The sequence below is a fragment of the Dactylosporangium sp. NPDC050688 genome (genome assembly GCF_040654515.1).
Lineage (GTDB): Bacteria > Actinomycetota > Actinomycetes > Mycobacteriales > Micromonosporaceae > Dactylosporangium.
In genome coordinates, this window is the sequence record NZ_JBFAIC010000038.1 from 1 (window position 1) to 23,608 (window position 23,608).

Consider the following 23,608-nt stretch of genomic DNA (forward strand, 5'->3'; position numbering starts at 1 on the left):
CTGCAGCCCGGCGTCGAGGGCGACGTAGACGGGCGCCTGCGGGTAGGCGGTGGTGACGGCGTGGGCGCGGGCCAGGCTGTGCACGGCGGCGTCGACCGACGTGGTTGATCGAAGTCGCGTTCCGGTCGCCTGGGCGACCACGACGCGACTTCGATCAACCATGCAAGATCACAAGCGAGGCGGTCGCGGCTGGCGACCCGCGGCGCGCCGTCCCGGCGCCGGGCGATGATCCACCGGCGAGCGGCCGGACGCCTTCGTGCCCGCGGGGCGAATTTCCGGCGCAGCACACTGGATGATCTTCTCGCATCGACGTTGTACGCTGCGACACGTGGCGGTGACGGGGAGCACGGGGCGCGGCAGGCCGCGCTGGATGGCCAATCTGGTTCTGTTCGCCGTGGTGGCGGTGGCGGCGCTCGTCGTGCGCACGTACGTGGTGCAGACGTTCTACATCCCGTCGGGGTCGATGGAGCAGACGCTGCTCATCGACGACCAGGTCATCGTCAACAAGGCGGTGTACCGGTTCCGCGACCCGGCCCGCGGCGAGATCGTAGTGTTCCGGCCGCCGGGCGCATGGTCGGCCGGCGACGAGGACTTCATCAAGCGGGTCATCGGCGTCGGCGGCGACCGGGTGCAGTGCTGCGACGACCGGCACCGGGTCACCGTCAACGGGGTCGCGCTGGACGAGGACTACCTGTACCCGGGTGACGTGCCGTCCGTGTCGCCGTTCGACGTGACCGTCCCGGCCGGGCGGCTGTTCATGATGGGCGACCACCGCAGCGCCTCCGCCGACTCCCGGGCGCACCTGAACGCCGCCGGCGGCACGGTGCCCGTGGACCGGGTCGTCGGCCGCGCGTTCGTCATGTCCTGGCCCGTGTCCCGCTGGCGGTCGTTCGGCGTCCCGGCGACGTTCGCCGCGGTTCCCGACGCGCACTGAGACGCCCGGACCGGCCACCTCCAGCGCGCCGGGACGGACACCTGGGGGCAGGAGGCCGGTGCTGTGCCCGGCCCCCTGCCGCCGACGTCGCCGCTTTGTCTACTGCGGGGTCTCGGCCACCGCGTTGCGACCTGCGATGCGACCGAAGGCGATGCACTCGCTGAGGAAGCCGCCGTTCTGGTAGATGTTGGCGAAGAGCGAGCCCATCTCGCCTGCCTCGTACAGGCGGGGGATCGGACGACCGTTGGTGTCCACGACCTGGGAGTGCACATCCCGGCGTGCTCCGCCGGTGTGCGCCACGACGCCCGGCACCAGCGCGATGGCGTAGAACGGCGCCTCGACGATGGGAGCCATCCGGTCCGGCGCGCGGCCGAACTCGGTGTCGTTGCCGGTGCGGGCCGCTTCGTTGTAGCGGTCGACGGTGTCCTGAAGCACGTCGGGGTCCTTGCCGATGATCTCCGCGAGCTCCTTGATGGAATCAGCCTTCTTGATCCATCCGGCGGCGATCTCCTTGCTGTTGTCCTCGCTCCACGCGTAGCCCTCGACGACGATGTTCCAGCTCTTCCACATCGCCGTCAGCGGCTGGGCGAGGCGGGTCGTCTCGTCGAAGATCATGTGCGCGGGCAGCACCTGGTGGGTCGGCACGTCCATCCACTTCCCGTGCCGGCGCATCCGGTAGTGGGTGAGCGCGTAGATCGGGCCCTCGTCGTAGTAGCGCTTGCCGTCGGCGGCGACGTCGATCCAGCTCATGCCCTCCATGAACTGCTGGCGGAAGAACGCGGCCTTGAACTCCGGAACCTTGATGGCCGGCTGGAGGCCACCGGTCTGGGTGAAGTTCCGCATGTGCCACATGTCGGCGCCGGCCTTCATCAGCATCTTGATGCCATCACCGGTGTTCTCGGGGTTCCCGAGCGCGTAGATCTCCTCAGCGCCCCAGTAGTCGCGCTGCATCTGGAGGTTGCCCTCGAAGCTGCCGGTGGTCATGACGACCGCGCGACGGGCCTTGATCGCCAACCGCTTCCCGTCGCGCTCCACGATGATCCCGAAGACCTCGCCGGAGTCGGGGTCCTGCACCAGGTCCACGGCGCGCGTGTCGAACGCGAGGCGGATGCGCGGACGCTTCTCGACGTTGATGCGGAAGGCGTTCCACACACCGGACGGGTTCGGCAGGATGGTGCTGTTGTAGCTCACAGCCTCCCGGGCACCGGGAAGCTCCTCGAACTCCACGGTGACGTGCTTGGGGTCGGCGCCCGGCCGGGCACTGTGCCGCGCGTAGGTCATCCCGGCCTCTTGGGCCTTGGCCTCGATCCAGGGCTCCTGCGTGCTCATGGCCTCGGCCCAGACGCGGAGCAGGTCCTCGGGCACCGGGTTCGGTTCATTGAGCGCCCGCTGGTACTTGATGGTCGCCTCGACGTCGTGGGGGCACCACAGCGTCTGGCCCGAAGCGCGGCTGCTGCCTCCGGCGTACCTCTCCGGGTTCTTCTCCAGGATGAGGATGTCGGCGTCGGGATCGACGTCGTGCGCCTCGATCGCCGTCACCGCGCCCGCCAAGCCGTAGCCGGCGATCAGGACGTCGGTTTCGTCGTCCCAAGCGGTCACACTGCTCAAACTTGCCACCGTAAGCCTCCTGCTGAATGTTGGTCTGCATGACCGGTGCTGATGTCGGTTTGTGGTGCGCGTGTGCTGGATGCTGGTTCCCTACGCAGACCCCGGGGCAGCCTCAACACGGGGAGGCCGCCTTGCCGGTGGGGAAGACCTCATGCAGGGAGTCGAGTTCGTACACGATGTCCCGGTCATGCTGGTGCCCTCTGACGTAGATCTTGTCCTCGGTGGCGCTCCACACGTCGATCACGCCGTCGACGCGCGTCGACCATCGGAAGTGGTCACAGTCGAACGTGCCCGCGGGGACGGTCACCGTCTGTCTGCCGAGGTGTTCCAAGGTGGTGTGGCTGACGTCGCCGAGTCCGACGGTGCCGCCGTTCCAGCTCAGCGAGTGGGTCAGAATCGGCAGTGGGGTGACGCCGGCCTCGCCTCCGTGCTGCCCGAACTTCCACGGGTTCGAGGCCACAGCGTGGAAGCCGAAGGTCATTCGCTCCGTGAGCTCCTGCTCGCCGTGGCTCACCCGGCCGCCGCCGTCGAAGAAGTAGGACTGGACCCGGGTGCCCTCGACCCGGCGGATCAGCGAGCCCAGCAGGACGTTGTCGCGGATCAGCCGCACGTACCCCTCGACCGGTGCCCAGGTCTCGTCAACGGTCTGGCTGACGTCCCGCACGAGTGACGCGTCCGGCGACTTGGTGATCACACGGAGGGTCCTCGTCCGGTCGGGGTTCACCGTGACGGTGAACCATTCGTACGGCTGAGGCTCCGCCGCGGAACCGGGTCCGCGCATGGACAGAGCACCTGTCAGTAGTCGAAACATCCGGCTACTTCGTGCCGGTCTCGGCAGGTGCGGCGGCGACCAGCGCGCCGTACAACCCAGGCTGTCGATCCGCGAGCAGATCGGTACGACGCATGAGCAGCTTGTCCCGGGAGGCACGCAGATCGATCGTCGCGACGACGCCGGCACCCGTACCCGGCGCATCGCGACGCTCCGGCATGTTGACCTCGCCGGTCACCGGAAAGCGGTAGTCGACCGGAACGGACAGAATCGTGCTCGGCTCGGCGCAGGCCGAGTCGGCGCGAGCCGCCGCCACGACAGCCACATGATTCTCGGCGGAGCGTTCGGGCGCCACCAGACGGCTCTCCCAGGCATGCCGCCACGAGGTCGGGCACGCGATCAGGTCGGCGCCCATCAGGGTCAGCACGCGGGCACTCTCCGGGAAGGCAAGGTCATAGCCGACCAGCAGCCCGACCCGCCCGAAAGGAAGATCGACGATGACGAAGCCGTCGCCCGGATCTGCCCATCCGCGGTCATCGGGATGCACGTGGACCTGGCGGTACCAGGTGGGCTCCTGGTCGGGACCGATCAGCACCGCGCAGTTGCCGAGCCGGCCCGTGTCGCCGTGGCCGGGAAGTCCAGCGACGACATGGCAACCGCGCGAGCGGGCGAGCGCGCTCAACTCGCCGACGACCTGCTCCGCGAAGGCCATGGCCGCGTCCGGTCGGGACTCCCGCAGGGCGGCGGGGTCCCAGGCGAACAACTCGGGGAGCACGACCAGGTCCGCGTCGGTTGTCTCACAGAACTCGAGCGCGGCCTGGAGCGCGTCCGCACCGCTGAGTCCGGATGCGATGCCGGCTGCCGCGACGACGACCTCCCCGGCCTGCGTCACGCGTCCCTTGAGCAATGGAGCCAGTGCGGAGTCGTCGGCGGTGAGCACCCCGTAGCACTCGGGACGCCGGTCGGCGAGCAAGCCGTCGGGCCGTGCTGCCGTCACGTCGATCGAGGTGATCACCATGTCGTCTTCAAACGGTTTGGCCCGGACCAGGCTGACGCCGTCGGGACCGACAATCTGGCTCTCTCCGCCGCCGATCAATTTGCTCTTGTCGATCCCGTTCTTGGCGGTGAGCGCATCGAGATCGCCGGGATCCACCAGCGGCCCGGATCGATTGGCCGAGACGATGTAGACCCCGTTCTCCGCGGCCCGCACCGGAATGTGGGTGTGGGCCTCGTCGATTCCGTTGGAGGACAGGGAGTTCAAGATGATGTCGGCGCCCTTCACGGCGAGCACTCGAGGAGTCTCGGGGATCAACCCCTCCATGCACGACATCAGGCCGATCCGGCCGAGCTCGGTGTCAACGACCTGAGTTTCGAGGCCGCCGGGCTCGAAGTAGTCCCGCTCCGAGCCCATCAGGATCTGCTTCTGGCTGGTCAGCGCCACCTCGCCGGCCGAGGAGAGCAGGATGTTCTGATCGACGACACGTGGCCACGGGCCGCGGATCGTGGCATTGAACGAGACGTAGACGCCGCGTTCCCGGGCCTTGGCCTTGAGCGCGCCGACGAATGGTCCGTCCTCGCTGACGGCGCTCTGCCAGACGTGGTCGGGCGAGGTGTACAGCGCAGGGTGGTTGCAGAACTCCTGGAACACCACCAGGTCGGCTCCCGCGGCGGCCGCGGTGTCGATCAGCTCCAGCATCCGGGCCAGGTTCGCGTCGGTATTGTTGCCGCTCGTGAACTGCACCGCTGCAATCGTTACCCGAGGCATCTCGGTACTACTCCTTCTTCAATGGGGCTGAGTGCGCGGAGGGACGACGGACCAACCGCTACCGGACAGCCGCGGCGATGGTGCGCCCGACCTCGCGCCCGAGGGAGATGCAGGGGGTCACCAGCATGCCGCTGCACACGACGCTTCCGGTCATGGCGGCGGCACCGATCGCCTCGCCCACGGCGTACAGGCCTCGGATCGGGCTCCCCGAACCTGAGATGACACGCAGGCGGCCGTCCACCTCGACTCCGGCGAACGTGTCCAGCGCGATGCCGTGGATCTCGAGGGCGTAGAACGGCGGCTCCGCGACGGGAGCGGGCAGGAACCGCCTGGCGAACGCCGGGTCGTGCGACTGCGCGACGGCTTCGTTGTACTCCTTGACCGTCGTGGCCAGGCCATTGGGGTCGATCCCCGCCAGCCGCGCGACCTCCGACAGGCTGGGGGCCGCGAAGACACCCGGCGCACGGTTCGCTGCGGCGCGCAGCCCCTCGGCGCCCCAATCCCTGATGATCGGCGGCGCCTCCCGCACCGCCCGCTCGTCGAAGACGACGAAGAACGTCAGGTCCTCCAGGGCGTGCACCGCCTTCTGGCGTGCGGTGAGACTCGGGTGATCCTCGGAGAAGAACCGCCGACCTTCCCGGTTGACGTGGATCTCCCAGGGGGATCGCACCGAGGAGTTGAGGATCGGACGGGGATCAGCCCACCGGGACCATGCCGTGTCGTCCGATCCCAGCAGGCCTCCGACGGTGGGCAGGTAGTGTTCGCCGCCCACGGGCCGCACCCCCATCGGCGCGGTCAGGGTCAGGGCGTCGCCCATCGAGGTGGGCATCCCCACGCTGGTCAACGGCCGGCCGTGCTGTTTGCGGAACATCTCGTGGTTGCCGACGTAACCGCCGCAGGCCAGCACCACGTGGCTGGCGCTCACGAACCTGTCTTCGCCGTTCTCGTGGTACTCCACCCCGACCACGGCGTCGTCGGCGAACCGCAGTCGCGTCGCCGTCGCGTTGAGCCGGACCGTCAGCCCGCCGGCCGCGACCTGGTCGTCGACCAGGTTCCGGAAGACCTCGATGATGCTGAGCCCGCCGTTCAACGGGTGACACGTACGTGCGGTGGTGTATGTCTCGTGCCCCATCATGATGAAGGGGCTGCGCTCGGTGAACTCGAGCCCGTTGTCCTCCAGCCAGTCGATGGTGCTGGCTGCCAGCTCGACCGATGCGAAGAGCAGATCGTGCCGTGCGGTGTCCCCGGTGATTCGGACAACGTCCTCGAAGTGGGCCTGCGGTGTGTCTCCCAGCACCCCTCTGCTGATCTGACGCCGCGACCCGGCGCCGGACAGGTCGGCACCGCTCACCTCGAGCGTGCCGCCGATCTTGTCTGATCGTTCCAGCAGCAGCACCGTGGCGCCCGCCTTGGCCGCCTCGAGCGCGCACGGCACCCCTGCGGTACCGGCGCCGATCACGACCAGGTCAACGGCGTTCTTCACGCTTTCTTCTCCCAACTGCTCTCTCGGTGTTCCGGGTCGGAGCCCTGCCTGCTGGGGGCCGGGCAGGCAGGGAAGCGGGCGATCAGCCGGCCGAGCCCGACGCGGAGCGGTGTGATCGCCGGGGCGAGCGTCGACCTTCCCCCGACCGCCGGCGATCGCACGAGGACCGGCCGGTTGAGGCAGAGGCCGCGGCCTCTGCCTCAACCGGGTCACTTCACGTAGGCGAGCTCGTAGTAGTCACCGAAGGCGTTGATCTTGAACCCGTCGAGGTTCTTGGAGAGTCCGGTGAGGTCGAGGCCGATCGCGATCGGCATGTCCGGGATGTATTCAAGCTGACGCTTGCGCATGCGCTCGAGGACGTTGTCCAGGTCGTTGGTCTGCACCGCCTCGGTCGCCAGCTGGTCCAGCTCCTTGTCCGCGACGCCGTTGAGGTTGATGGCGGCGCCGATCCGGTACAGACCGAAGGTCGCGTCGAGTCCCGATTCGCCGGTGGAGGCGGTGTTCGCGTTGGCGTACAGGTCATAGTTGCCGTTGAACAGCCGGTCGAGTGCGGCCGCCTGGGCCAGGTCCTCGCGTTCGATCTTGAAGCCGATCGCCTCGAGCTGCTGCTGCACGGAGTCGACGACCGCGGCAACGGTCGCGTTGGTCGTCGGCACCACGATGTGCAGCTTCTTGCCGGCGACGCCGGCCTCGGTGACGAGCTTCTTCGCCTCCTCGATCTGCGGCTCCTTGCCCCACGCCTGGGCGTCCGGGTTGAAGAAGACCGCGCCTTCGCGCGCCGAGGGAAGCGTGGAGATCGGGTAGCCGTAGCCGCGCAGGGAGGTCTCGACGACCCGTCCGCGGTCGATGGCGATGGTGATCGCCTTCCGGACCCGCTGGTCGGTCATCATGCCGCCCTTCTGGTTCGGCCAGAACCAGAAGCGCGAGGCCACGAGATCGGAGTCTGAGCGGTAGATGTTGGCGAACTTCTCCACGGTGCTGACCGCGGCCGGGCTCACCTGGGGAAGGACCTGAACCTGGTCGGTCTTGAGTGCCGTCAGCCGGGAGTTCGCGTCCGGGAACGCCTTGACCACGACCTGGGGGATGTTCGGGACCCCCTTCTCGCGGAACGTGTCGTTGGCCTCCAGCACGATCTCCTGGCCGCGGACGAGCTTCGCGATCTTGTACGGTCCCGTGCCGATGAGCGTCGTGGCGTAGGTGTCGTTGGCCTTGTAGGCGACGGTCGAGGTGACCATGGAGACCCGGGTCAGCTGGTACATGAACGGCGAGTACGGGTGGTTCAGCTCGACCTTGACCGTCTGCGGGTCGACCGCCGAGACAGCCTTGATCACGGTCAGGGAGCTCCGATGATAGGAGCCGTTGGTGGGGTTCAGGATGGTCTGGAAGGTGAAGGCCACGTCCTCGGCGTCGAATGCGTCACCGTTGGTGAAGGTGACGCCCTTCTTGAGGCGAATGGTGTAGGTCTTCTTGTCCGCGCTGATCTCCGGCATCCCATCGGCCAGCAGCGGGCTGATCTCGTTCGGACCGGTGTAGCGGTACAGCGACTCGTTGACGAGCTTGTAGACCATCTGCGTGGCGCTGTCGTTGTAGGTGATCGGATCCAGGCCGATCGGCAGGGTCGGCACACCGACCGTGATGCGGTCCTTGGTCGCGGTCTTGGCGTCGCCGGGGGTCGAGCCGCCACATGCCGACAGCGCGAGCGCCATGGTGGCGCCCAGCGCCAAGGCCACGCGGGCCTTGGCGCGGAGGGGACGAACCTTGCGAAGCTCCACTGAAAACCACTCCTGATCTCAAGGCTCCTGCGTGAATCCACCCGAAGTGAGCTTGACGCTAGGACTGCCAACTGCCAATTGTCAACAGTTCTCTGTAGTCCGGGTAGCCTGGTCGGTGACCCGGAAGTTGGACCCGCTACCGGTGAGCGGAGCGCGGCCATACCGGCCACGCCGTTCAAGCGGCGCGTGGCAAACGGTGTGGCATCGGCGTGCCCGCTCTTGCGGCACAGCGCCGGCTACTTCTTTCCTCCGTCGATGGAGACGACGGTCCCCGACATCATGTCGCTGCCGGGGCCGGCCAGGAACACGGCCAGAGGGCCGAGATCCTCCGGCACGGCGAGTCGCCCCACGGCGGTCGAACCCGCCAGCGCGGCGAGGTACTCGGGATCGTCGAGGACGTGCTGGTTGATCCTGGTCCGCACGGCGCCCGGCGCGATGGCGTTGACGGTGACGGTCGGTCCCCACTCAGCGGCGAGCGACTCGGTCATGCTGGTGACGGCGGCCTTGCTGGCGCAGTACGCCGTCCAGCGCGCGCTGCCGTGATTTCCCGCCTGGGAGGTGGTCAGGATCAACTTGCCGCCGCGACCGGCGAGCATGCGTCGGCCGAACGAGCGTGCGGTGGCGAAGGTCCCCAGCACGTTGATGTCGAAGACCCGAGCCATGTCAGCGTTGGTCAACTCGATGCTGGGCTTGACCAGGACGATGCCCGCGTTGGCGAACACCACGTGGATCTCGCCGAAACGTGCGTTGAGCCGTTCCGCAAGATCCTCGACCGCCGCTTCGTCGGTCAGGTCGGTCTGCTCGATCACCAGCTCGGTGCCAGCCGGCCTGTGCCGCTCGGTCTCGCGCAATGCCGTCGCGTCGATGTCGACCGCGATCAGGCGCGCGCCGGCCCGAGCCAATGCATAGCTCATCGCCCGGCCGAGTCCGCTGGCCGCGCCAGTCACGACGATCGTCCTACCGGACAGGACACCTTCAGTCATTCGACGCTCCCCGCCGTTCGCTCGAGTAGTCGCGAGGATCGGGGTAGCCCGCGATCTCGCAGCCACCGTCCACGACGAGACCCGTGCCGGTGATGTGGCGTGCCTGTCCGCTGCCTAAGAACAGACACGGGCCGGCGATGTCGTCGGGTTCGGCGATACGTCCGAGCGGGGACGCCCGCTCGAACGCTCGCAGACTGGGGGAGTCGGGCGCGGTCTTGTCCCTGGTCGCCGCGGTCCGCACGATCCCCGGAAGGACCGCGTTGACCCGCAGTCGCGGCCCCAGCTCGAGCGCCGAGCTCTTCGTGAACATCAGCACGGCGGCTTTCGCGCTCGCGTACGAGCTCGCGGCGTAGTGGGGCAACCGGGCATTGACAGAGGCGACATGGACGATCGCCCCGCCGTCGCGCACCCTTGGCGCCACATGCTTGGTGACCAGAAAACACGAACGCAGGGTGAGGGCGAGCGTGAAGTCCCAGTCCTCGACCCGCATGTCGACGATGGGGGCCATGCCCCGACCGCCCCCGACCGCGTGGTGCAGCTGGTCGATCGGCCCGAAGGCCGCTTCCGCCGCGACGGCGGCCGCTGCCACGTCGGGCTCCGCACTCATGTCACCCTGGACGGTGACCACGCGCCCGCCGTACTCGTCGTGCAGGCGGTCGATGCCCGTACGGCTGACATCCACGGCAGTGATCCTGGCCCCGGCGCGCAGCCCGGCCCGGGCGACGGCCGCGCCGATGCCCGATCCCGCCGCGGTGACGAACAGGTGTTTACCCTCAAGGTCGTTCATCGCAGCTCTCTCTTCGGTGGTCGCACCTGGTGCGAGGCACGCACCCCTTCGCACGGCGAAGCTCGCGACGCCCCGACCGGGAGCGCGGCGCCCTGGGAGCGCCGCGCTCCGCGCGATCAGTCGCGACTCACCTTCTCCGCGAAGTGGCCGTGCATGGGCGTGCGGATGTCCTCGGGCGACACGACGGAGAGCGGGTCATCGACGTCCTGCAGCAGCAGGTGCCGGAAGATGGTGTCGACGTACTCGGTGCGGCGTCGCCGGGCGGCCCCGGTGCAGGGAGTCACGTGGCTGAGCTCGATCGCGTCCTCGGCGATCACCCCGGCCTTGATCAGCTGCTGCTCGAGCATGCGTGACCTCTCCTTGGCCGCCCACAGCTCCGCCGCAAGCTCCAAGGTGATGCGCAGGACCGCGTCGAGGGTGCGCCCCTCGTTGGCGAGGAACGATCCTCGGTACTCCGCAAGGAACGGGGACGGGATCAGTGTCTCGTCGAACTGCTTCACGTCGGTCATGGCTCTCTCCTTGCTCACTTCTCGCCGACCCGCAGCCGGGCGCCGCGGAGCGCCTCGAAGGGCTTGTCGTCAATGGTCGTCTTGCTGAAGGTGCGGGTCAGGTACTCATTGAGGTCGGAGCGCACCATGCCGAACGAGTAGGGCTCGCCGTTCAGTCTGGCGTCGAACGCGCGCTCGTACTCACCCACCAGTCCCTCGGGCGTCGTGGCCGGCGGGTTGCCGGAGGGGAAGTCGACGATGACGAAGAGCCCGCCCGGGCGCAGCACCCGGTGTGCCTCATCGATCACCTGGCGACCCACCTCCACCGGCACCTCGTGGAACAGGATGTAGGACAGGATCAGGTCGAAGTGGTTGTCCGGGTAGTTCATCGACTCGGCGGCCTGCTGGGAGAAGTGGACCTCACTGCCCAGTGACGATGCGCGGCGGTGCGCGTAGCGAAGGGCCGCGGCCGACAGGTCGATGCCGTGCACCTCCGCGTCCTGGAACCGCTCGCGGAGGGAGACGGTCGTGCGGCCCAGCGTGCAACCGATGTCGAGGACCCGTTTGACGATGCCGTCGCCGGGTGCCGGGATGGTCTTCGCGATCTGGCTCTGCAGGTCGTCGCCGTAGTTCTCGCCCAGGTGGAAGACGTTGCTTCCATAGTGGTACACGAATCCGGCCAGGTCGTAGCGGTGGTAACTGCCGGGCTGGATGTGTACGTCCATCGAGTCGTAGTAGTGCGGCATCTTGAGGTCGGGGTTCAGGGTGAGCGTGCTCGATCCCCGGGTGTCGGCCTCGGCCAGCTCTTGGCGCAGCCGCGCTCCGTCCCGCTCGCGGGTGAGCACCGCCCGCCGCCACGCCATCTCCTGGACGTTGCGGTAGAGGTGATTGCGAACGCCGACGATCGGCATCGAGTCGAGGACGTTCTGCACTGCGGGCAGGTTGTCCACGTATGGGTCGGTCGAGCTGTCGCTGGCGAGGGTGGCCGCTGCCCGCTTCCGCATGACCGGCGCGAGCCTGGTCAATGCGAAGACACGCATGCCCTCGACGAAGTCCAGGTACGCCTCGTCGTCGAAGGAACTGGCGGCGTCCATCGTCCCGATTTTTCCGCGGTCCACGTCTGTTCCTCTCGTATGCTGGTTGGTCTGTCGTGCTCGCCGTGGAGCGTTGTTCGTCCGGCCGCGCCCGGCGGCGTCAGGGGACTGTCAGGGGACGCGGTTCAGGCGGCGTCGTCACTTCTCAATCGGCGAAGCGACGCCAGGACGTCGTCCGTGGTCGCGACCTCGGCGTACTTCTGACTCATGTCGAAGAGGTTCACCTCGTGGACGACGGGTGAGCGGTCGTACACCGCGTCGCTGGGCACCGAGACGGCGAAGTTGTACGAGAAGGCGTCGACCACGCTGGCCCGCACGCATCCGGAGGTCGTGCAGCCGGTGACCACCACCGAGTCGACTCCGAGGTCGACCAGATAGCTGACCAGCGAGGTGCCGAAGAAGGCGCTGGGCTGCCGCTTGGGGATGAGCACGTCCTGCGGTGCCGGAGCGACGTCCTCGACGAACTCGTAGCCCTTCTCGGGGATGGTCATGATGCCCGGCACCTTCACGCCGAGCTGTCCGGCGTCGTAGGACCGCTTCGGTGCGACGTAGGGGTACAGCACCGGCCACTGTGCGGCGCGGAACTCCGCCAGGAGCCGCGCGATGTTGCCGACCGCGTCCCAGGCGACGTCGCCACAGCTGGTGGTGAACTCCTTGACCGCTTCGTCGAAGGGCATCCGGCGCGTTCCGGTCGTGCGGTACTGGACGTCGATGATCAACAGGGCCGGGCGGCGCCCACGGCTGCCCGAGCCGCCGAAGCCGGCTGCTTTGTAGCGCGCGAGGGTCTGCGCGTCGATGACGCCGGTGGTGGTGTGCTCCTCCGTGGTCATGACTGCTCCTCGGGTTCGTAGGCGGCGGCAAGTGCGGCGGCACCGCTGCGCGGACGCGGAAGGAAGCGCCCAGCGCGCGCCTCGGTCAGCCGTCCGTCGCGGAGCGCGAAGGTGCCTCGGACCAGGGTGTGCACGATCCGCGGCGCGATCTGTTCGCCCTGCCACGGCGTGTACGCCGCGGCGGAGTACTGGGTCTGGGCGTCAATGACCGACCCGCCTTCGGGATCCAGCACGACCAGGTCGGCGTCGGATCCCACCCGGATCGTTCCCTTGCGGGGATAGAGGCCGAACAGCTTCGCCGCCCGGGTGCTGGTCGCGTCGACCAGCCGGGACAGTGGCACACCGCGTCGCATGCCTTCGGACAGGGTGAGCGGCAGCAGGACACCGGTGCCCGGGAAGCCGGCGGTGGCCGTCCAGATGTCCTTCTCCTTGAAACTCCTGTGCCGTGCGTTGTGGTCGGAGCCGACGGTGTCGACGGATCCGTCCGCCATGCCCTGCCACAGGGCCTCGACATCTTCCGGATCACGCAGCGGCGGATTGACCTTCCCGTACGTGCCGCAGGGCGACTCGGTACTCAAGGTCAAGTAGTGCGTGCAGGTCTCCACGAACAGGTTCGGGTAGCCAGCCCGCTGGCGCCGGACCACGTCCAGGGCCGCGGCGCTGGACGTGTGCACGGCGTAGACCGACGCGCCGGTGGCGGCGGCGAGATAGGCGACCCGCTGCTGGGCGTCGGCTTCGACGACCGGCGGGCGGGCGGCATTCCAGGACCTCAGGGGCTGGTCGGGATCTTTGAACGTGCGGCCCTGCAGCCGTCGCACCAGCTCGATGTTCTCCGGGTGGGGGTTGATCATCGCCTGGTGGTCCGCGGCCAAGCCGAGCAGGTCATACATGAAGCCGTCGTCGTTGCCCGGCATGCCCAGGTAGGCGCCTTCGTCGCCGCGGAAGTTCATGAAGAACTTGAAGGTGGAGACGCCGAGGTCGTGGACGTAGGCCGGAAGCTCCTTCAGGTGCTGATCGGTGCCCAACACGAAGTGGTAGCCGTAGTCGACCCGCGCGTGCTCGGCCATGACCCGGTCGGCCTTCTCGAGGACCTCGCCGTAGGGGTCGGCGCTCATCAGGTAGACGAGCATGGAGGTCACGCCACCCGCGGCCGCGGAAGCGGTCTCCAGGTCGGCGTCATCCGGGTCCTTCGGCACCCGGATGTCTTTGCCGAGGTGTACGTGTGGGTCGATGGCTCCGGGAAGCACGTACTGACCGGTGACGTCGACGTCCTCGGTGGCATCGACCGGGGTCCCCGGCTCGACGATCCCGGTGAGCACGCCGTCCTTGATCAGCAGGTCGGCCGCCACGAGGCCGGATCCGTGCAGGAAGACACGGCCGCCGCTGAGGCGCAGGTCGATGTGGGCGCTCATCGCTGCCCTGAGGTGTGCTCGCCGACGGAGTAGCGCCGGTCCAACTCGTCGTACACGTCCTTGCCCACCAGGGCCTGCCGGTCGTTCCAGCCGATCATCAGATCCTCCACGCCCTTGGTGTCGCCGTACTCGTTCAGATGGGCGAGCACGGCGCGCATCGCCTGGACGGAGGCCCGCATCGCTGAGTTCGCATAGAGCACGGCGGCATAGTTGAGGTCACGCAGCTGGTCGCGGCTCAGGATGGGCGTCAGCCCGCCTTCCACCATGTTCGCCAGGTGGAGACCCGGGACCTGTGAGGTGATGTAACGCATCTCCTCCAGCGATCGGGGCGCCTCGACGAACAGCACGTCCGCTCCCGCCTCGCGGTACTGCGCGGCCCGCTCGCATGCTTCGGAGAGGCCACGCACGGCGCGGGCGTCGGTCCTCGCGATGATGACCAGGTCGTCGTTCACGCGGGCGTCGACGGCCGCCTTGATCTTGGCGGTCATCTCGTCGGCGCTGATGACCTCCTTGCCTTCGAAGTGCCCGCACCGCTTCGGGGTGATCTGGTCCTCGATCTGGATAGCCGAGGCTCCGGCGCGCTCCAGCTGTCGCACCGTGCGCCGTACGTTGATCGGATTGCCGAATCCGGTGTCCGCGTCGACGACGATGGGGATGCTGACCGACTCGGCGATGGCTTCCACATGGGCCGTGAGCTCGGAGACGGTGAGCAGCCCGACGTCAGGCACGGCCAGGAAGGTGTTCGAGATGCCGGCGCCCGTGACGTAGACGGCCTGGAACCCCTGCTCCTCGACGACGCGGGCAGCCAAGGCGTTGGGGGCCCCCGCCAGCAGCAGCGGACCGGTGGCGGGATCCAGCAGGGCACGCAGCACACCTGGATTGAGGGTCCTCATGGTTCTCCTATGCAGAAAGCTCAGGATCGCGGGCCTTCAGGCCCAGGGCTGCCAGCGCGCTCTCCCTCGCGTGATCGAGGTGGCTCTCCATGACGTCCGTGGCAGCGTGAACGTCCTGCCTCTTCAGTGATTCGACGATCGCGTGGTGCTCGGCGATCGCCGTTTGGGCACGCACCGGGCTTCTGGCCGACATCGACCTCGCCAAGGAGAGCTGGTGATGGGTTTCCAGCGCGCGGGCGACCAGTGCCTGGTTGCCCGCCAGCGAGACGAGGCGCATGTGGAAGTCCATGTCCGGGGGGTAGACCCGGTCGCCGTCGGCCCGCATGGCCGTCTCCGTCTGCAGCAGCATCTCGTCGAGGTCGCTGAGGTCCTTCGCGGAGGCTCGGCGACACAGGAGCCGGATGGCGTGGAGCTCCAACGCGGCACGCAGCTCGTAGAGGTCGATGATCTCGTCGACCTCGAACGTGCGGACAAAGGCGCCGCGGTGGCTGATCACGGTGACCAGTCCCTCGCCACGCAGCCGCTGAACCGCTTCGCGCAGCGGCCCGCGACTGACGCCGAGCTCGGCGGAGAGCGTGACCTCGTTGATCCGAGCTCCCACCGGGATCTCACCAGTGAGGATCATGGCGCGGAGGACTGACTCGGCCTGGTGTCCGAGGGTCTCATCTCGAGTCAGCAATCGACTCTCGGGTGAATTCGTCATCGCACCCAATTTGTACCTAGCCCACTGGCAACTGTCAACAGTTAGCATTTGACGAGGTTGTAGGTCGGGCGTAGGCCCCGCCGCGGCAGCGCGGCGGCACGGTCGAGCGAGCCCCGGGTTCCGGCCGCCGGTACGGGCATTCGTGCTGGACAACCGCCCCGAGCCCCCCTGTGGCGGGGCCGGCGCCGTGCCGGGTCACCGGGCCTCGCCGGGCCCTGGACGTCCCTGGTACACCCGGTCGTCGAAGGCCAGGTACGACGCTTCGTCCAAGAGGTCGCGCAGTTCGTCTTTGGTCTGCATCTGGGACAGCAGGGCCTGCTGGGAGTCCCCGCCGAGGAGTTCGGCAAGCCCCCGCATCGCCGCACCCATGGCCATCCGCATCAGCGTCACGGGATAGACGGCCAGGTTGTAACCCAGCCTGCGGGCCTCCGACTGCGTCAACGGCGCGCCCCGGCCGAACTCGTTCAGGTTGATCATGAGGGGTACGTCCAGGGCGTCCCGGAACACCGCGTACTCCTCGGGACCGTGCAGCGCCTCAGGGAAGATGACGTCGGCGCCTTCGGCCACGAACGCCTTGGCTCGCCGGATCGAGTCCTCGAGGGTGCCGGTGGCGCGCGCGTCGGTGCGGGCGATCAGCACGAACGCGGGATCGCGCCTGGCCGCGACCGCGGCTCGAACGCGTCGTACCGCGACGTCCTGTTCGACCACCCGCACGCCCTCGGAGTGGCCGCAGCGCTTGGGGTTCTCCTGGTCTTCGATGTGACACCCCGCGAGGCCGGCTTCCTCCAGGGCCTGCACCGTGCGGGCGACGTTCATCGGCTCACCGAAGCCGGTGTCGGCGTCGATGATGGTCGGGACATCCACCATGCGGGCGATCTGCCGACCCCGCTCGGCCACTTCGGTGGCCGTGGTCAGGCCGAGGTCCGGCAGGCCGAGGTCCGCGGCGAGCATGTAGCCCGAGACGTAGACGCCGGCCGCGCCGGCCTTCGCGATCAGCCGCGCCGAGGCGGCATTGAAGGCCCCGGGCAGGACGTGCAGGTCACCGTCGCCGAGAGCACGGCGAAGCGCCAGGCGCTTGTCGGTGGCGCCGATATCGGAGTAGAACATCCTCTTCCCTCCTGCAATCTGAGCGGGCGATGGTCTAGCGTTCTGGTCATGGCACGACCGGTCGAAGGAGGTGCCGCCGGAGCCCGTGTGGCAGGAGCGGAGAGTGGGCGGCGGCTGCTGAGTGTGCTGCTGAGCTTCTCCGAGCGCCGCCCGCTGTGGACCGTCACGGAGCTGTCGGCCGAGCTCGGCATGGGGACCTCGATGATCTACCGCTACGTGGCGCTGCTGCGCGAGGTGGGACTGGTCGACAAGGCGGAGAACAACCAGTACCGGCTGACCGACCTCGCGGCAGCGCTCGCCGGCGCGGCCACTGCGGGTCGTACGCCGATCGGTGCCGTCGCGATGCCCGTGATCACTCGGATCCGGGACACGGTGGATGAAACGGTCCTCGTGGCCCGGCGCAGCGGCTGGCGGGTCTACACCGTCGACCGGGTCGAGTCGCGCCGTCCGGTTCGCCTCCAGTTCGAGCCGGGCCGGGCGATGGATCTCCACACCGGAGCGCTGTCCAGGGTGCTGTTGGCAGCGATGCCGGCCGAGGACCGGCTCAGCTTCCTGGCCCAGCTGTCCGCCGAAGAGCGGGCACGGTCCTCGCTCGAAGCGGGCGAGCTCGACCGGGTGCTCGCCGACGGCTACGCGGAGAGCTTCGAGGAGATTGACGAGGGGATCTGGGGGGTGGCCGCGCCGGTGCTGGCCGACGGCACGGTCCACGGCGCGCTGGGCGTGGCAGCTCCGCTGTTCCGCACCGACGAAGCCCGACGGCGTTCGATCCGTGAGCTCGTGCTGGCGGGCGCGGGCGAAGTCTCCGCCCTGCTCCAGCGCGGCACCCCAGGCTGAGGTCGTTCCTGGGACCGTTCGACCCTGCCTGCAGCGAGTTCATCGCCGGCGCCGCAGGAGCTGCCCGGCCCTGTCGGCGGAGACCACCTCTCCGATCTTGGCCTGGATGTCGAAGAGGTTGGCCTCGTGCGGACCCTCCAGGCGGTCGGCCACCGCGTCGCGCACGACGATCGGCACGAAGCCCGACTGCATCGCATCGGTGGCCGTGGCGCGGATGCACCCGCTCGTGGTCAGCCCGGTGATGAGGAGCGTGTCGACCCTCAGTGCCGTGAGTGTCGCTCCCAGCGAGGTGCCGGCGAACGCGCTCGGGTACTGCTTGACGATCTCGATGTCGCCGCCCGCCGGCGCCAAGCCGTCGATGTAACCGGCGTACGGGCTGTCGGCGCCGAACCACCGGGTCGCCGGCACCTTCCGGGCGAACAGCCCACCGGTGCGTCCCGACGGATCATGCTCCACCCGGGTGATCAGCGTCGGCACACCGGCGGCGCGTGCCTCGTGCAGCAGCGCTCGCATCACCTCGCAGGCTGCCTCGGCGCCGGCGTACAGCGGGCAGGACGGCTCGGTGTAGACGCGTGCCGGATCGACGATGATGAGCGCGGGGGAGGACCCCGGCGCCAAGCTGCCGGCCAGCCCGGCCCGTGCGTAGTCCTCCTCCGCGTCGACCGTCATCCGGGTGCCTCGTTGAGGGCCGACACCTGGATGGCGGCCTTGCCCACGAGCACCGGGGCGATGACCTCCGACACCAGTGAACGGTGCGCGGGATGCGCTCCGTAGGCCCGCCACGACGCCTCGGATTCGAACTCGAGCAGGGCGACCAGGTCGGCGTTGCCCGCCGCCAGCCCGAGGTCCTGCCCTGTCCTCACCGAGGCGAGGCCGGGGATCTGGCCGGCGAGGCCGTGGAGCCCTTCGACCACGGCGCGGACGGTCTCCGGGCCCGCTGCCGCGTCGAGGTGCAGCATGATGACGTGCGTGAACATCGCTTCCTCCTTCAGAACTCGGACAGCAGCGAGCCGAACCCGTCGATACGGTCGGTGATGCCGTTGATGCGGTAGGCATGCCAGACGGTGGCGGTGTTGATGGCGATCACGGGCTTGTGGAGCTCTCGTTCCACCTCCGCGGCCACCTTCGCGCAGGCCAGGTTGGTGCCGACCTGGAGCAGGGCGTCGACATCGGGACCGTTCACCTGCTCGAAGGCCGCGCGCAGCTCATCGGCGGTGACGTCGGCGATCGACGTCGCCGACGAACACTTCAGCCCGTGCATGGCGACCACGTCATACCCGGTCTGCTGCAGGAAGTCGCGGACCTGCCCGTCGCCGACGGGTTGATAGGGGGTGATGACGCCGATCCGTCGCGCACCGTACTTCTTGAGCGCCTCGTCCACCGCTACCGCCCCCGTGGTGACGCCAAGACCCCCGGAAAGTCCGGCCATTTCCGTGGCGAACTGTGCCGCTCCGTCCTTGCCGCCCCAGAACGTCTCCGCGCTCATGCCCATCACCAGGTAGTCCACGTTGGCGGTGACCACATCCCGGACGGCGCGACCGATCTCGGTACGCAGCCCTTCAAGGAATGCGACGAAGGACTCGTCGTCGTCGAGCTCTGGATTGGGGATGTAGATCCGGGCCGAGTGCCACGAGACGCCGTCGACCAGCATCCGGGCGAACTCGGCCTCGACCGAGGTGTTGGTGGAGGGCAGAATCAGCCCGAACTGCGCTCGTGTCGCGAGAACGCCCGTCATTGGTGGCCTCCTGGTCCTGCTGCCGTCATTGCTTTGCGGTTGGTGGTCGGTGATTCGTCGGGTCCCTGGTACGCCTTCCGCGGCGCGGCGAGCACCAGCTCCACTCCGGCGAGGCGGAGGTGCTCCGCCGGGGGCAGGTCCGCGTCATCGAGCAGGGCGAACGGCACCTGCGGCACGGCGCGGCGCAGGCGCTCGATCTGGCCCAGGTCGGACGCCGGCAGCAGCAGGAGATCCGCACCGGCCGCGGCGAGAGCTCTGCCGCCGGCGATCATCTCGGGCTCTGCTGCTGCCTCGATTGCGACGATGACAAGCAGGTCACGACGCGCCGCCACCGCAGCCGCGACGGCCGGCGCGGTGCGCGCTGTCGCATGCGGCACGACCAGCCCGGCGACGTCGCACAGTTCGAGCCGTCCGACCTCGTCGCCGGGTTCCGCGTGCGCGTCGAGCTCGACGATCACCGGCGTCGGCGTGCCCGAGGTCAGGGCGTGCAGTGCGGCGAGGTCGCCGGGTGCGTCGCCGGCGCCGACATACCGGACCTGGTCAGGACCCAGGAGCGGGCCGCGCAGGGAGTCGGACAGCCGCATCCCGGCGGGCACCGACGAGGAGACCGCGGTCGAGGTCAGGCCCCGGCGCATCCGGCGTCGGGAGACCTGTCGGGAGTCCAGCATCGTCGAGCGTCGCAGGTGGCCGCGGAGCCGCACGGGGTCCGCCGCGATCTTGGCCATCTCCTCGCGGGTTCCCCGGCGGGCCTCGGCGTCCTGCTCGCGCATCTCCTCGTAGTTCTTCTGGGCGTTGCGCTGCACGTCCAACGCCGCGGCATCCCGGCGGACCTTGGCGTACGTCGAGGCGGCCCGGTCGGGGTCGCCTCCCGCGATCGCATGGTCGATGGCGGAGACGGCGGCTTCGGCGTCGTGCAGGCCACTGTTCATGCCCATGCCGCCGAGTGGGTTGTTGATGTGGGCCGCGTCGCCGGCGAGGAGGACGCGCCCGACGGCGAACACCCGGGCCAGGCGTTGGTGCACGCGGTAGAGCGAGCTGTGCAGCACCGGGTAGGGCTGGTCCAGCGTCACGATGCCCTGCAGTCGCTGCTCGACCCGCTGCGGGTGCAGCGCCTGCTCGTCCGTCTCGTGGTCGAGGACCGGGAACAGCACGCGCCAGTGGTCCGGCGTACGGAGCAGGACACCCCAGTGCTCCGGGTCGTAGACGTAGTTGATGTCGGCGAGCCCGTCGAAGTCGGTGCGGAAGTCGTGGGTCGTCGAGGCGACGAGGAAACGCTCGGGGTAGGTGACTCCCTCGAACGCGATGCCCAGGGATCGACGCACCGCCGAGTTCGCCCCGTCGGCGGCGATCAGCCAATCCGCGTCGTAGGAGGGTTCGAGCCCGTCGCCGGGTAGGTAGACCAGAGCGCCGGCGGTGCCTACCTCGACCCGCTCCACCGGGGCGCCGAACCTCAGCGTCACCTTCGGATCGGCCTCCAGATGGCGGCGGATGATGCGAGTGAGCTTGCTCTGTTCGCACTGGACGCGGAACGGGAACTTCGTGTCGTCCGCAAGCGCCTTCATGTCGAGATTCGCGATCACCTCGCCGTCCGAGCCGCGGTACTGGAACCCGGGCGCGGCGAGCCCGACCGCCATGAGCTCCTCCGCAACACCGAGTTCGTCGAGGAGCTCCAGGCTCGAGGGGTGGAAGGTGGATGCGCGGGACTCGGTGGCGAGGTCCTCACCTGCTTCGAGAACCGTCACCTCGTGGCCGCGGCGGGCCAGGCTCAGCGCTGCCGTCATGCCAACGGGCCCCATGCCGACGACGACTATTCCCGAATGTTGCGTTGTCATACGTCGGGTCCTCCACCAGATTTTTACATAGTAGGAACAGCACTTTGACATGGTGAATATCTGGGTGGATCTTCTCCGCAGTGGGGCCCCGCGTCAACCCCCGCGCTCCCTGCCTCGCTGGCTCCGGCACATGGGCTCGCATGGAGCGTCGATGTGCGTGCGCGATGCGGGGTGCCTCGGCCCCGGCGGCGGCTATCGAGCGCCGTCCATCAGGGGATGCGCCCGCACCGCGACCGGTATCGGCCCAGCCAGGGTGCGTGATGACGAGAGGGCCGCGGGTAAGAGGAAACTGTTGACAATCGGCAGTCGGCAGCCCTAGCGTTCGGGTGATCGGCAGGGTGCCGCGACCACCAGGTGCGTTATCAGCACCCGCCCCCGATTGAGGAGTATCGGTTTCAGTGAAGCTTTGGTCCGCCGGTCCCGGGATTCGGCCGGCTGCGCCACTCAGTACCGCCGTCGCATTCGATGTGCCGATCGGTGACTAATCCGGTCCCGTCGCGCACCGCCACACATACCCGCGCGCTTACCGGGGGCCCGCTCTGTCGAGTCGCCGCGATCCGACGGAGATCGCGACGTACGACGGGGTGGGGGCACGCAACGTCAGCCCTCCCGGGTCCCGTGCTCCGTTCGCCTCACGAGAGGTTTGCCCCGTGCTGACCTACATCACGTCGAAACTGGTTCAGACGATCGGGACCTTTGCCCTCGTCGTCCTGGGTTCGTTCGTCATGCTCCGGCTCGCACCCGGCGATCCTGCGCTGGCCCAGGCCGGGGTGGCCGCCACCCCGGACCAGGTGGAACTGGTCCGCGAGCAGCTCGGACTGAATCGGCCCATCCTGACCCAACTGTGGGAATGGTTCAGCGGCGCGTTCACCGGAAACCTCGGGGTCTCCTACAACGACGGGACCCCGGTGACGGAGGTGATCGGCGCCCATGTCGGGCCGACCCTGCAACTCGTGGCCCTCACGACCATCCTGACCTTGGTGCTCTGCATCCCGCTGGGGATCTGGACCGGCGTCGGACGCTCCCGCACGGTCCGCTTGGTCGGCAGCGTCATTACGGTGCTCGGCCCGGCGATCCCGAACTTCGTGGTGGGCATCATGTGCGTGCTGATGTTCGGGTGGGCGCTCCCCGGCATCCTGCCGCACTACGGCTACGTCTCCTTCGCCGATGACCCGGCTCGGGCGTTCACCCACACCATTCTGCCGGCGCTGGCGCTGATGAGCAGCGGCGTCGCGATCATCTCCCGGGTGCTGCGCGCCAGCATCATCGAGACCATGAACGACGACTTCGTGTACGTCGGCACCGCGCTTGGCGTCCCGCACCGGCGGCTGCTGTGGACTGACGTGCTGCGCAACTCCCTCATCGCGGCCACGACAGTGTTCGGGATCTTCCTCGGCGTGGCCCTGTCGGGAAGCGTCGTGCTGGAGAACGCGTTCGGCATCCCCGGACTGGGGGCCCTCCTGGTCGACAGCTTCAACGCCCGTGACTATCCGGTCACCATCGGCACCACGCTCGTCATCGTCGCCGCGGTGCTGCTGGTCAACCTGGCCGTCGACCTCCTCTATCTCGTCCTTGCGCCGCGTGTCCGCTTCGAGTTGGGGGTGAGTTCGTGAAGACCGAACGCAGCATCGAGCCGACGGTGGCGCAGGCCGCGCCGGCCAGCGGTCGCCCGGGTCGGTGGACCAGGTGGAGCTCGGTCTCGCGCCTTCCCCGGCCGGTGCGCCGGTGGGGCCTCATGCTCGGCGTGCTGGTGGTGGTCTGCTTCGTCGGGCCGTTCTTCGCCCGGTACAACCCGAACGCCGGAGTCGCGATGCCGCTGGAGGCTCCATCCGGAGCGCATCTGCTGGGCACCGATGCCGACGGCCGCGACGTGCTGAGCCGGCTGCTGCTGGGCAGTCGTATCTCGCTGGTGATCGCATTGCTGTCGGTCGCGCTGGGGGCCTTGATCGGGACCACCATGGGGCTCCTGGCCGCGGTCACTGAAGGCCGGTTCGTCAGCGTGCTGCTCGTCCGCTTCATGGACGCGATCCTCGCCTTCCCGTTCGTGGTGCTGGCCGCCGTCACCGCGGGTGTGACCTTCGGTCAGACGGTCGGCCTGGGACCCGTGCAGTTCGGGGAGAAGACGATCCTGGCCGGCGTCCTCGCGCTCATCCAGGTGCCGATCTTCGGCCGGCTGACCCGAGCCACGGCGATGGATGAGAACAGCAAGGACTACGTGGTGGCCGCGCGGGCCTGTGGGCTGCGGCCCGTGCGCATCCTGCGTACCGAGCTCTTCCCGAACGTGCTGCCCGCGCTGGTCGTGCAGACGTCGTTCTCGATCGTCATCGCGATCTCGGCCGAGGCCGCGATCTCCTACCTCGGACTCGGTATCCAAAAGCCCAGTCCGAGCTGGGGGAACATGATTCGCGACGGCTTGGACTCCATCGTCCTCGGCGCGTGGTGGATCCCTGCCTTTCCGACGCTGATCGTCCTCGTGGTTTCGGTCGTGCTGACCGGCCTCGGCGAAGCACTGCGCCACGCGCTGGATCCGCGAGCTCAGCAGCGCCGCGTCAGCGCAATTGCGAAGAAGGAGGCCTGAG

General features: G+C 68.5%; 22 protein-coding genes. 4 read left to right on the forward strand and 18 right to left on the reverse strand.

The window, feature by feature from the left end; translation table 11 throughout:
• Window positions 1-370 precede the first annotated feature (370 nt).
• A complete protein-coding gene (lepB, locus tag AB0H83_RS30320) occupies window positions 371-934 on the forward strand; it encodes a signal peptidase I (protein ID WP_360100628.1) in 564 nt (187 codons plus the stop codon).
• A 99-nt stretch (window positions 935-1,033) separates the two neighbouring features.
• On the opposite strand, the gene AB0H83_RS30325 is transcribed toward lepB, so the two are convergent.
• The 14 genes from AB0H83_RS30325 to AB0H83_RS30390 all read right to left on the reverse strand — a co-directional run bounded on the left by AB0H83_RS30325 (window position 1,034) and on the right by AB0H83_RS30390 (window position 16,628).
• Window positions 1,034-2,533 carry an FAD-binding protein gene (locus AB0H83_RS30325; RefSeq protein WP_360100903.1) on the reverse strand — a complete coding sequence of 500 codons (1,500 nt, stop codon included), beginning with the start codon at window positions 2,531-2,533 and terminating at the stop codon, window positions 1,034-1,036.
• Between the two features lie 121 nt (window positions 2,534-2,654).
• Entirely contained in the window at window positions 2,655-3,236 is a 582-nt protein-coding gene (locus tag AB0H83_RS30330) for a hypothetical protein (RefSeq protein WP_360100631.1), read from the reverse strand.
• A gap of 121 nt (window positions 3,237-3,357) precedes the next feature.
• A complete protein-coding gene (locus AB0H83_RS30335; RefSeq protein ID WP_360100634.1) occupies window positions 3,358-5,052 on the reverse strand; it encodes a carbon-nitrogen hydrolase family protein in 1,695 nt (564 codons plus the stop codon).
• Window positions 5,053-5,134: 82 nt separating this feature from the next.
• Window positions 5,135-6,559 (reverse strand): FAD-dependent oxidoreductase, encoded by a 1,425-nt coding sequence (locus AB0H83_RS30340; protein ID WP_360100637.1) that lies wholly within the window; start codon window positions 6,557-6,559, stop codon window positions 5,135-5,137.
• A 209-nt stretch (window positions 6,560-6,768) separates the two neighbouring features.
• On the reverse strand, window positions 6,769-8,331 hold the full coding sequence (locus AB0H83_RS30345; RefSeq protein ID WP_360100640.1) for an ABC transporter substrate-binding protein: 1,563 nt from the start codon (window positions 8,329-8,331) through the stop codon (window positions 6,769-6,771).
• A gap of 236 nt (window positions 8,332-8,567) precedes the next feature.
• A complete protein-coding gene (locus tag AB0H83_RS30350) occupies window positions 8,568-9,278 on the reverse strand; it encodes an SDR family oxidoreductase (protein ID WP_360100643.1) in 711 nt (236 codons plus the stop codon).
• A gap of 28 nt (window positions 9,279-9,306) precedes the next feature.
• Window positions 9,307-10,101 (reverse strand): SDR family oxidoreductase, encoded by a 795-nt coding sequence (locus AB0H83_RS30355; RefSeq protein WP_360100646.1) that lies wholly within the window; start codon window positions 10,099-10,101, stop codon window positions 9,307-9,309.
• Window positions 10,102-10,217: 116 nt separating this feature from the next.
• The gene (locus AB0H83_RS30360; protein WP_360100649.1) at window positions 10,218-10,610 is read right to left on the reverse strand and encodes a hypothetical protein; all 393 of its coding nucleotides are present in this window, start codon (window positions 10,608-10,610) and stop codon (window positions 10,218-10,220) included.
• 14 nt (window positions 10,611-10,624) lie between these two features.
• Complete coding sequence (locus AB0H83_RS30365; protein ID WP_360100652.1) at window positions 10,625-11,683, reverse strand: class I SAM-dependent methyltransferase; 1,059 nt, start codon at window positions 11,681-11,683, stop codon at window positions 10,625-10,627.
• A gap of 125 nt (window positions 11,684-11,808) precedes the next feature.
• Window positions 11,809-12,513 (reverse strand): isochorismatase family protein, encoded by a 705-nt coding sequence (locus AB0H83_RS30370; protein ID WP_360100655.1) that lies wholly within the window; start codon window positions 12,511-12,513, stop codon window positions 11,809-11,811.
• Window positions 12,510-13,925: an amidohydrolase family protein gene (locus tag AB0H83_RS30375; protein WP_360100658.1), complete on the reverse strand. Its 1,416-nt coding sequence runs from the start codon at window positions 13,923-13,925 to the stop codon at window positions 12,510-12,512. Before AB0H83_RS30375 ends, AB0H83_RS30370 begins: the two co-directional genes overlap by 4 nt.
• Window positions 13,922-14,797: an isocitrate lyase/phosphoenolpyruvate mutase family protein gene (locus tag AB0H83_RS30380; protein WP_360100661.1), complete on the reverse strand. Its 876-nt coding sequence runs from the start codon at window positions 14,795-14,797 to the stop codon at window positions 13,922-13,924. The genes AB0H83_RS30375 and AB0H83_RS30380 overlap by 4 nt, the downstream gene beginning before the upstream one ends.
• 28 nt (window positions 14,798-14,825) lie before the next feature.
• Window positions 14,826-15,569, reverse strand: coding sequence for a GntR family transcriptional regulator (locus AB0H83_RS30385; RefSeq protein WP_360100664.1), 744 nt, complete (start codon window positions 15,567-15,569; stop codon window positions 14,826-14,828).
• A gap of 147 nt (window positions 15,570-15,716) precedes the next feature.
• Window positions 15,717-16,628: an isocitrate lyase/phosphoenolpyruvate mutase family protein gene (locus AB0H83_RS30390; protein WP_360100667.1), complete on the reverse strand. Its 912-nt coding sequence runs from the start codon at window positions 16,626-16,628 to the stop codon at window positions 15,717-15,719.
• Between the two features lie 87 nt (window positions 16,629-16,715).
• Here AB0H83_RS30390 and AB0H83_RS30395 point away from each other — a divergent pair, with 87 nt between their 5' ends.
• Window positions 16,716-17,462 (forward strand): IclR family transcriptional regulator C-terminal domain-containing protein, encoded by a 747-nt coding sequence (locus AB0H83_RS30395; RefSeq protein ID WP_360100670.1) that lies wholly within the window; start codon window positions 16,716-16,718, stop codon window positions 17,460-17,462.
• Window positions 17,463-17,501: 39 nt separating this feature from the next.
• Here the strand turns inward: AB0H83_RS30395 and AB0H83_RS30400 are convergent, their stop codons facing one another.
• The 4 genes from AB0H83_RS30400 to AB0H83_RS30415 form a co-directional block, all read right to left on the reverse strand.
• A complete protein-coding gene (locus AB0H83_RS30400) occupies window positions 17,502-18,131 on the reverse strand; it encodes an isochorismatase family protein (RefSeq protein ID WP_360100673.1) in 630 nt (209 codons plus the stop codon).
• Complete coding sequence (locus tag AB0H83_RS30405) at window positions 18,128-18,439, reverse strand: Dabb family protein (protein ID WP_360100676.1); 312 nt, start codon at window positions 18,437-18,439, stop codon at window positions 18,128-18,130. The genes AB0H83_RS30400 and AB0H83_RS30405 overlap by 4 nt, the downstream gene beginning before the upstream one ends.
• 11 nt (window positions 18,440-18,450) lie before the next feature.
• Window positions 18,451-19,113 (reverse strand): arylmalonate decarboxylase, encoded by a 663-nt coding sequence (locus AB0H83_RS30410; RefSeq protein ID WP_360100678.1) that lies wholly within the window; start codon window positions 19,111-19,113, stop codon window positions 18,451-18,453.
• 80 nt (window positions 19,114-19,193) lie between these two features.
• A complete protein-coding gene (locus AB0H83_RS30415) occupies window positions 19,194-21,080 on the reverse strand; it encodes an NAD(P)/FAD-dependent oxidoreductase (RefSeq protein ID WP_360100681.1) in 1,887 nt (628 codons plus the stop codon).
• Window positions 21,081-21,679: 599 nt separating this feature from the next.
• Between AB0H83_RS30415 and AB0H83_RS30420 the strand changes: the two genes are divergently transcribed.
• Both AB0H83_RS30420 and AB0H83_RS30425 read left to right on the forward strand, forming a co-directional pair.
• Window positions 21,680-22,642, forward strand: a complete 963-nt coding sequence (locus tag AB0H83_RS30420) for an ABC transporter permease (protein ID WP_360100684.1) — start codon at window positions 21,680-21,682, stop codon at window positions 22,640-22,642.
• Window positions 22,639-23,607, forward strand: a complete 969-nt coding sequence (locus tag AB0H83_RS30425; protein WP_360100687.1) for an ABC transporter permease — start codon at window positions 22,639-22,641, stop codon at window positions 23,605-23,607. The genes AB0H83_RS30420 and AB0H83_RS30425 overlap by 4 nt, the downstream gene beginning before the upstream one ends.
• The last annotated feature ends 1 nt before the right edge of the window (window position 23,608 follow it).

Bases quoted from the DNA above. Each gene is read 5' to 3' on its own strand.
- AB0H83_RS30385 (WP_360100664.1), bottom strand. From the start codon at position 15,569: ATGCTAACTGTTGACAGTTGCCAGTGGGCTAGGTACAAATTGGGTGCG.
- AB0H83_RS30355 (WP_360100646.1), bottom strand. From the start codon at position 10,101: ATGAACGACCTTGAGGGTAAACACCTGTTCGTCACCGCGGCGGGATCG.
- AB0H83_RS30410 (WP_360100678.1), bottom strand. From the start codon at position 19,113: ATGCTGGTCGACGGCGTCTCGTGGCACTCGGCCCGGATCTACATCCCC.
- AB0H83_RS30360 (WP_360100649.1), bottom strand. From the start codon at position 10,610: ATGACCGACGTGAAGCAGTTCGACGAGACACTGATCCCGTCCCCGTTC.
- AB0H83_RS30400 (WP_360100673.1), bottom strand. From the start codon at position 18,131: ATGACGGTCGACGCGGAGGAGGACTACGCACGGGCCGGGCTGGCCGGC.
- lepB (WP_360100628.1), top strand. From the start codon at position 371: ATGGCCAATCTGGTTCTGTTCGCCGTGGTGGCGGTGGCGGCGCTCGTC.
- AB0H83_RS30405 (WP_360100676.1), bottom strand. From the start codon at position 18,439: ATGTTCACGCACGTCATCATGCTGCACCTCGACGCGGCAGCGGGCCCG.
- AB0H83_RS30375 (WP_360100658.1), bottom strand. From the start codon at position 13,925: ATGAGCGCCCACATCGACCTGCGCCTCAGCGGCGGCCGTGTCTTCCTG.
- AB0H83_RS30365 (WP_360100652.1), bottom strand. From the start codon at position 11,683: ATGGACGCCGCCAGTTCCTTCGACGACGAGGCGTACCTGGACTTCGTC.
- AB0H83_RS30370 (WP_360100655.1), bottom strand. From the start codon at position 12,513: ATGACCACGGAGGAGCACACCACCACCGGCGTCATCGACGCGCAGACC.
- AB0H83_RS30415 (WP_360100681.1), bottom strand. From the start codon at position 21,080: ATGTCAAAGTGCTGTTCCTACTATGTAAAAATCTGGTGGAGGACCCGA.
- AB0H83_RS30390 (WP_360100667.1), bottom strand. From the start codon at position 16,628: ATGTTCTACTCCGATATCGGCGCCACCGACAAGCGCCTGGCGCTTCGC.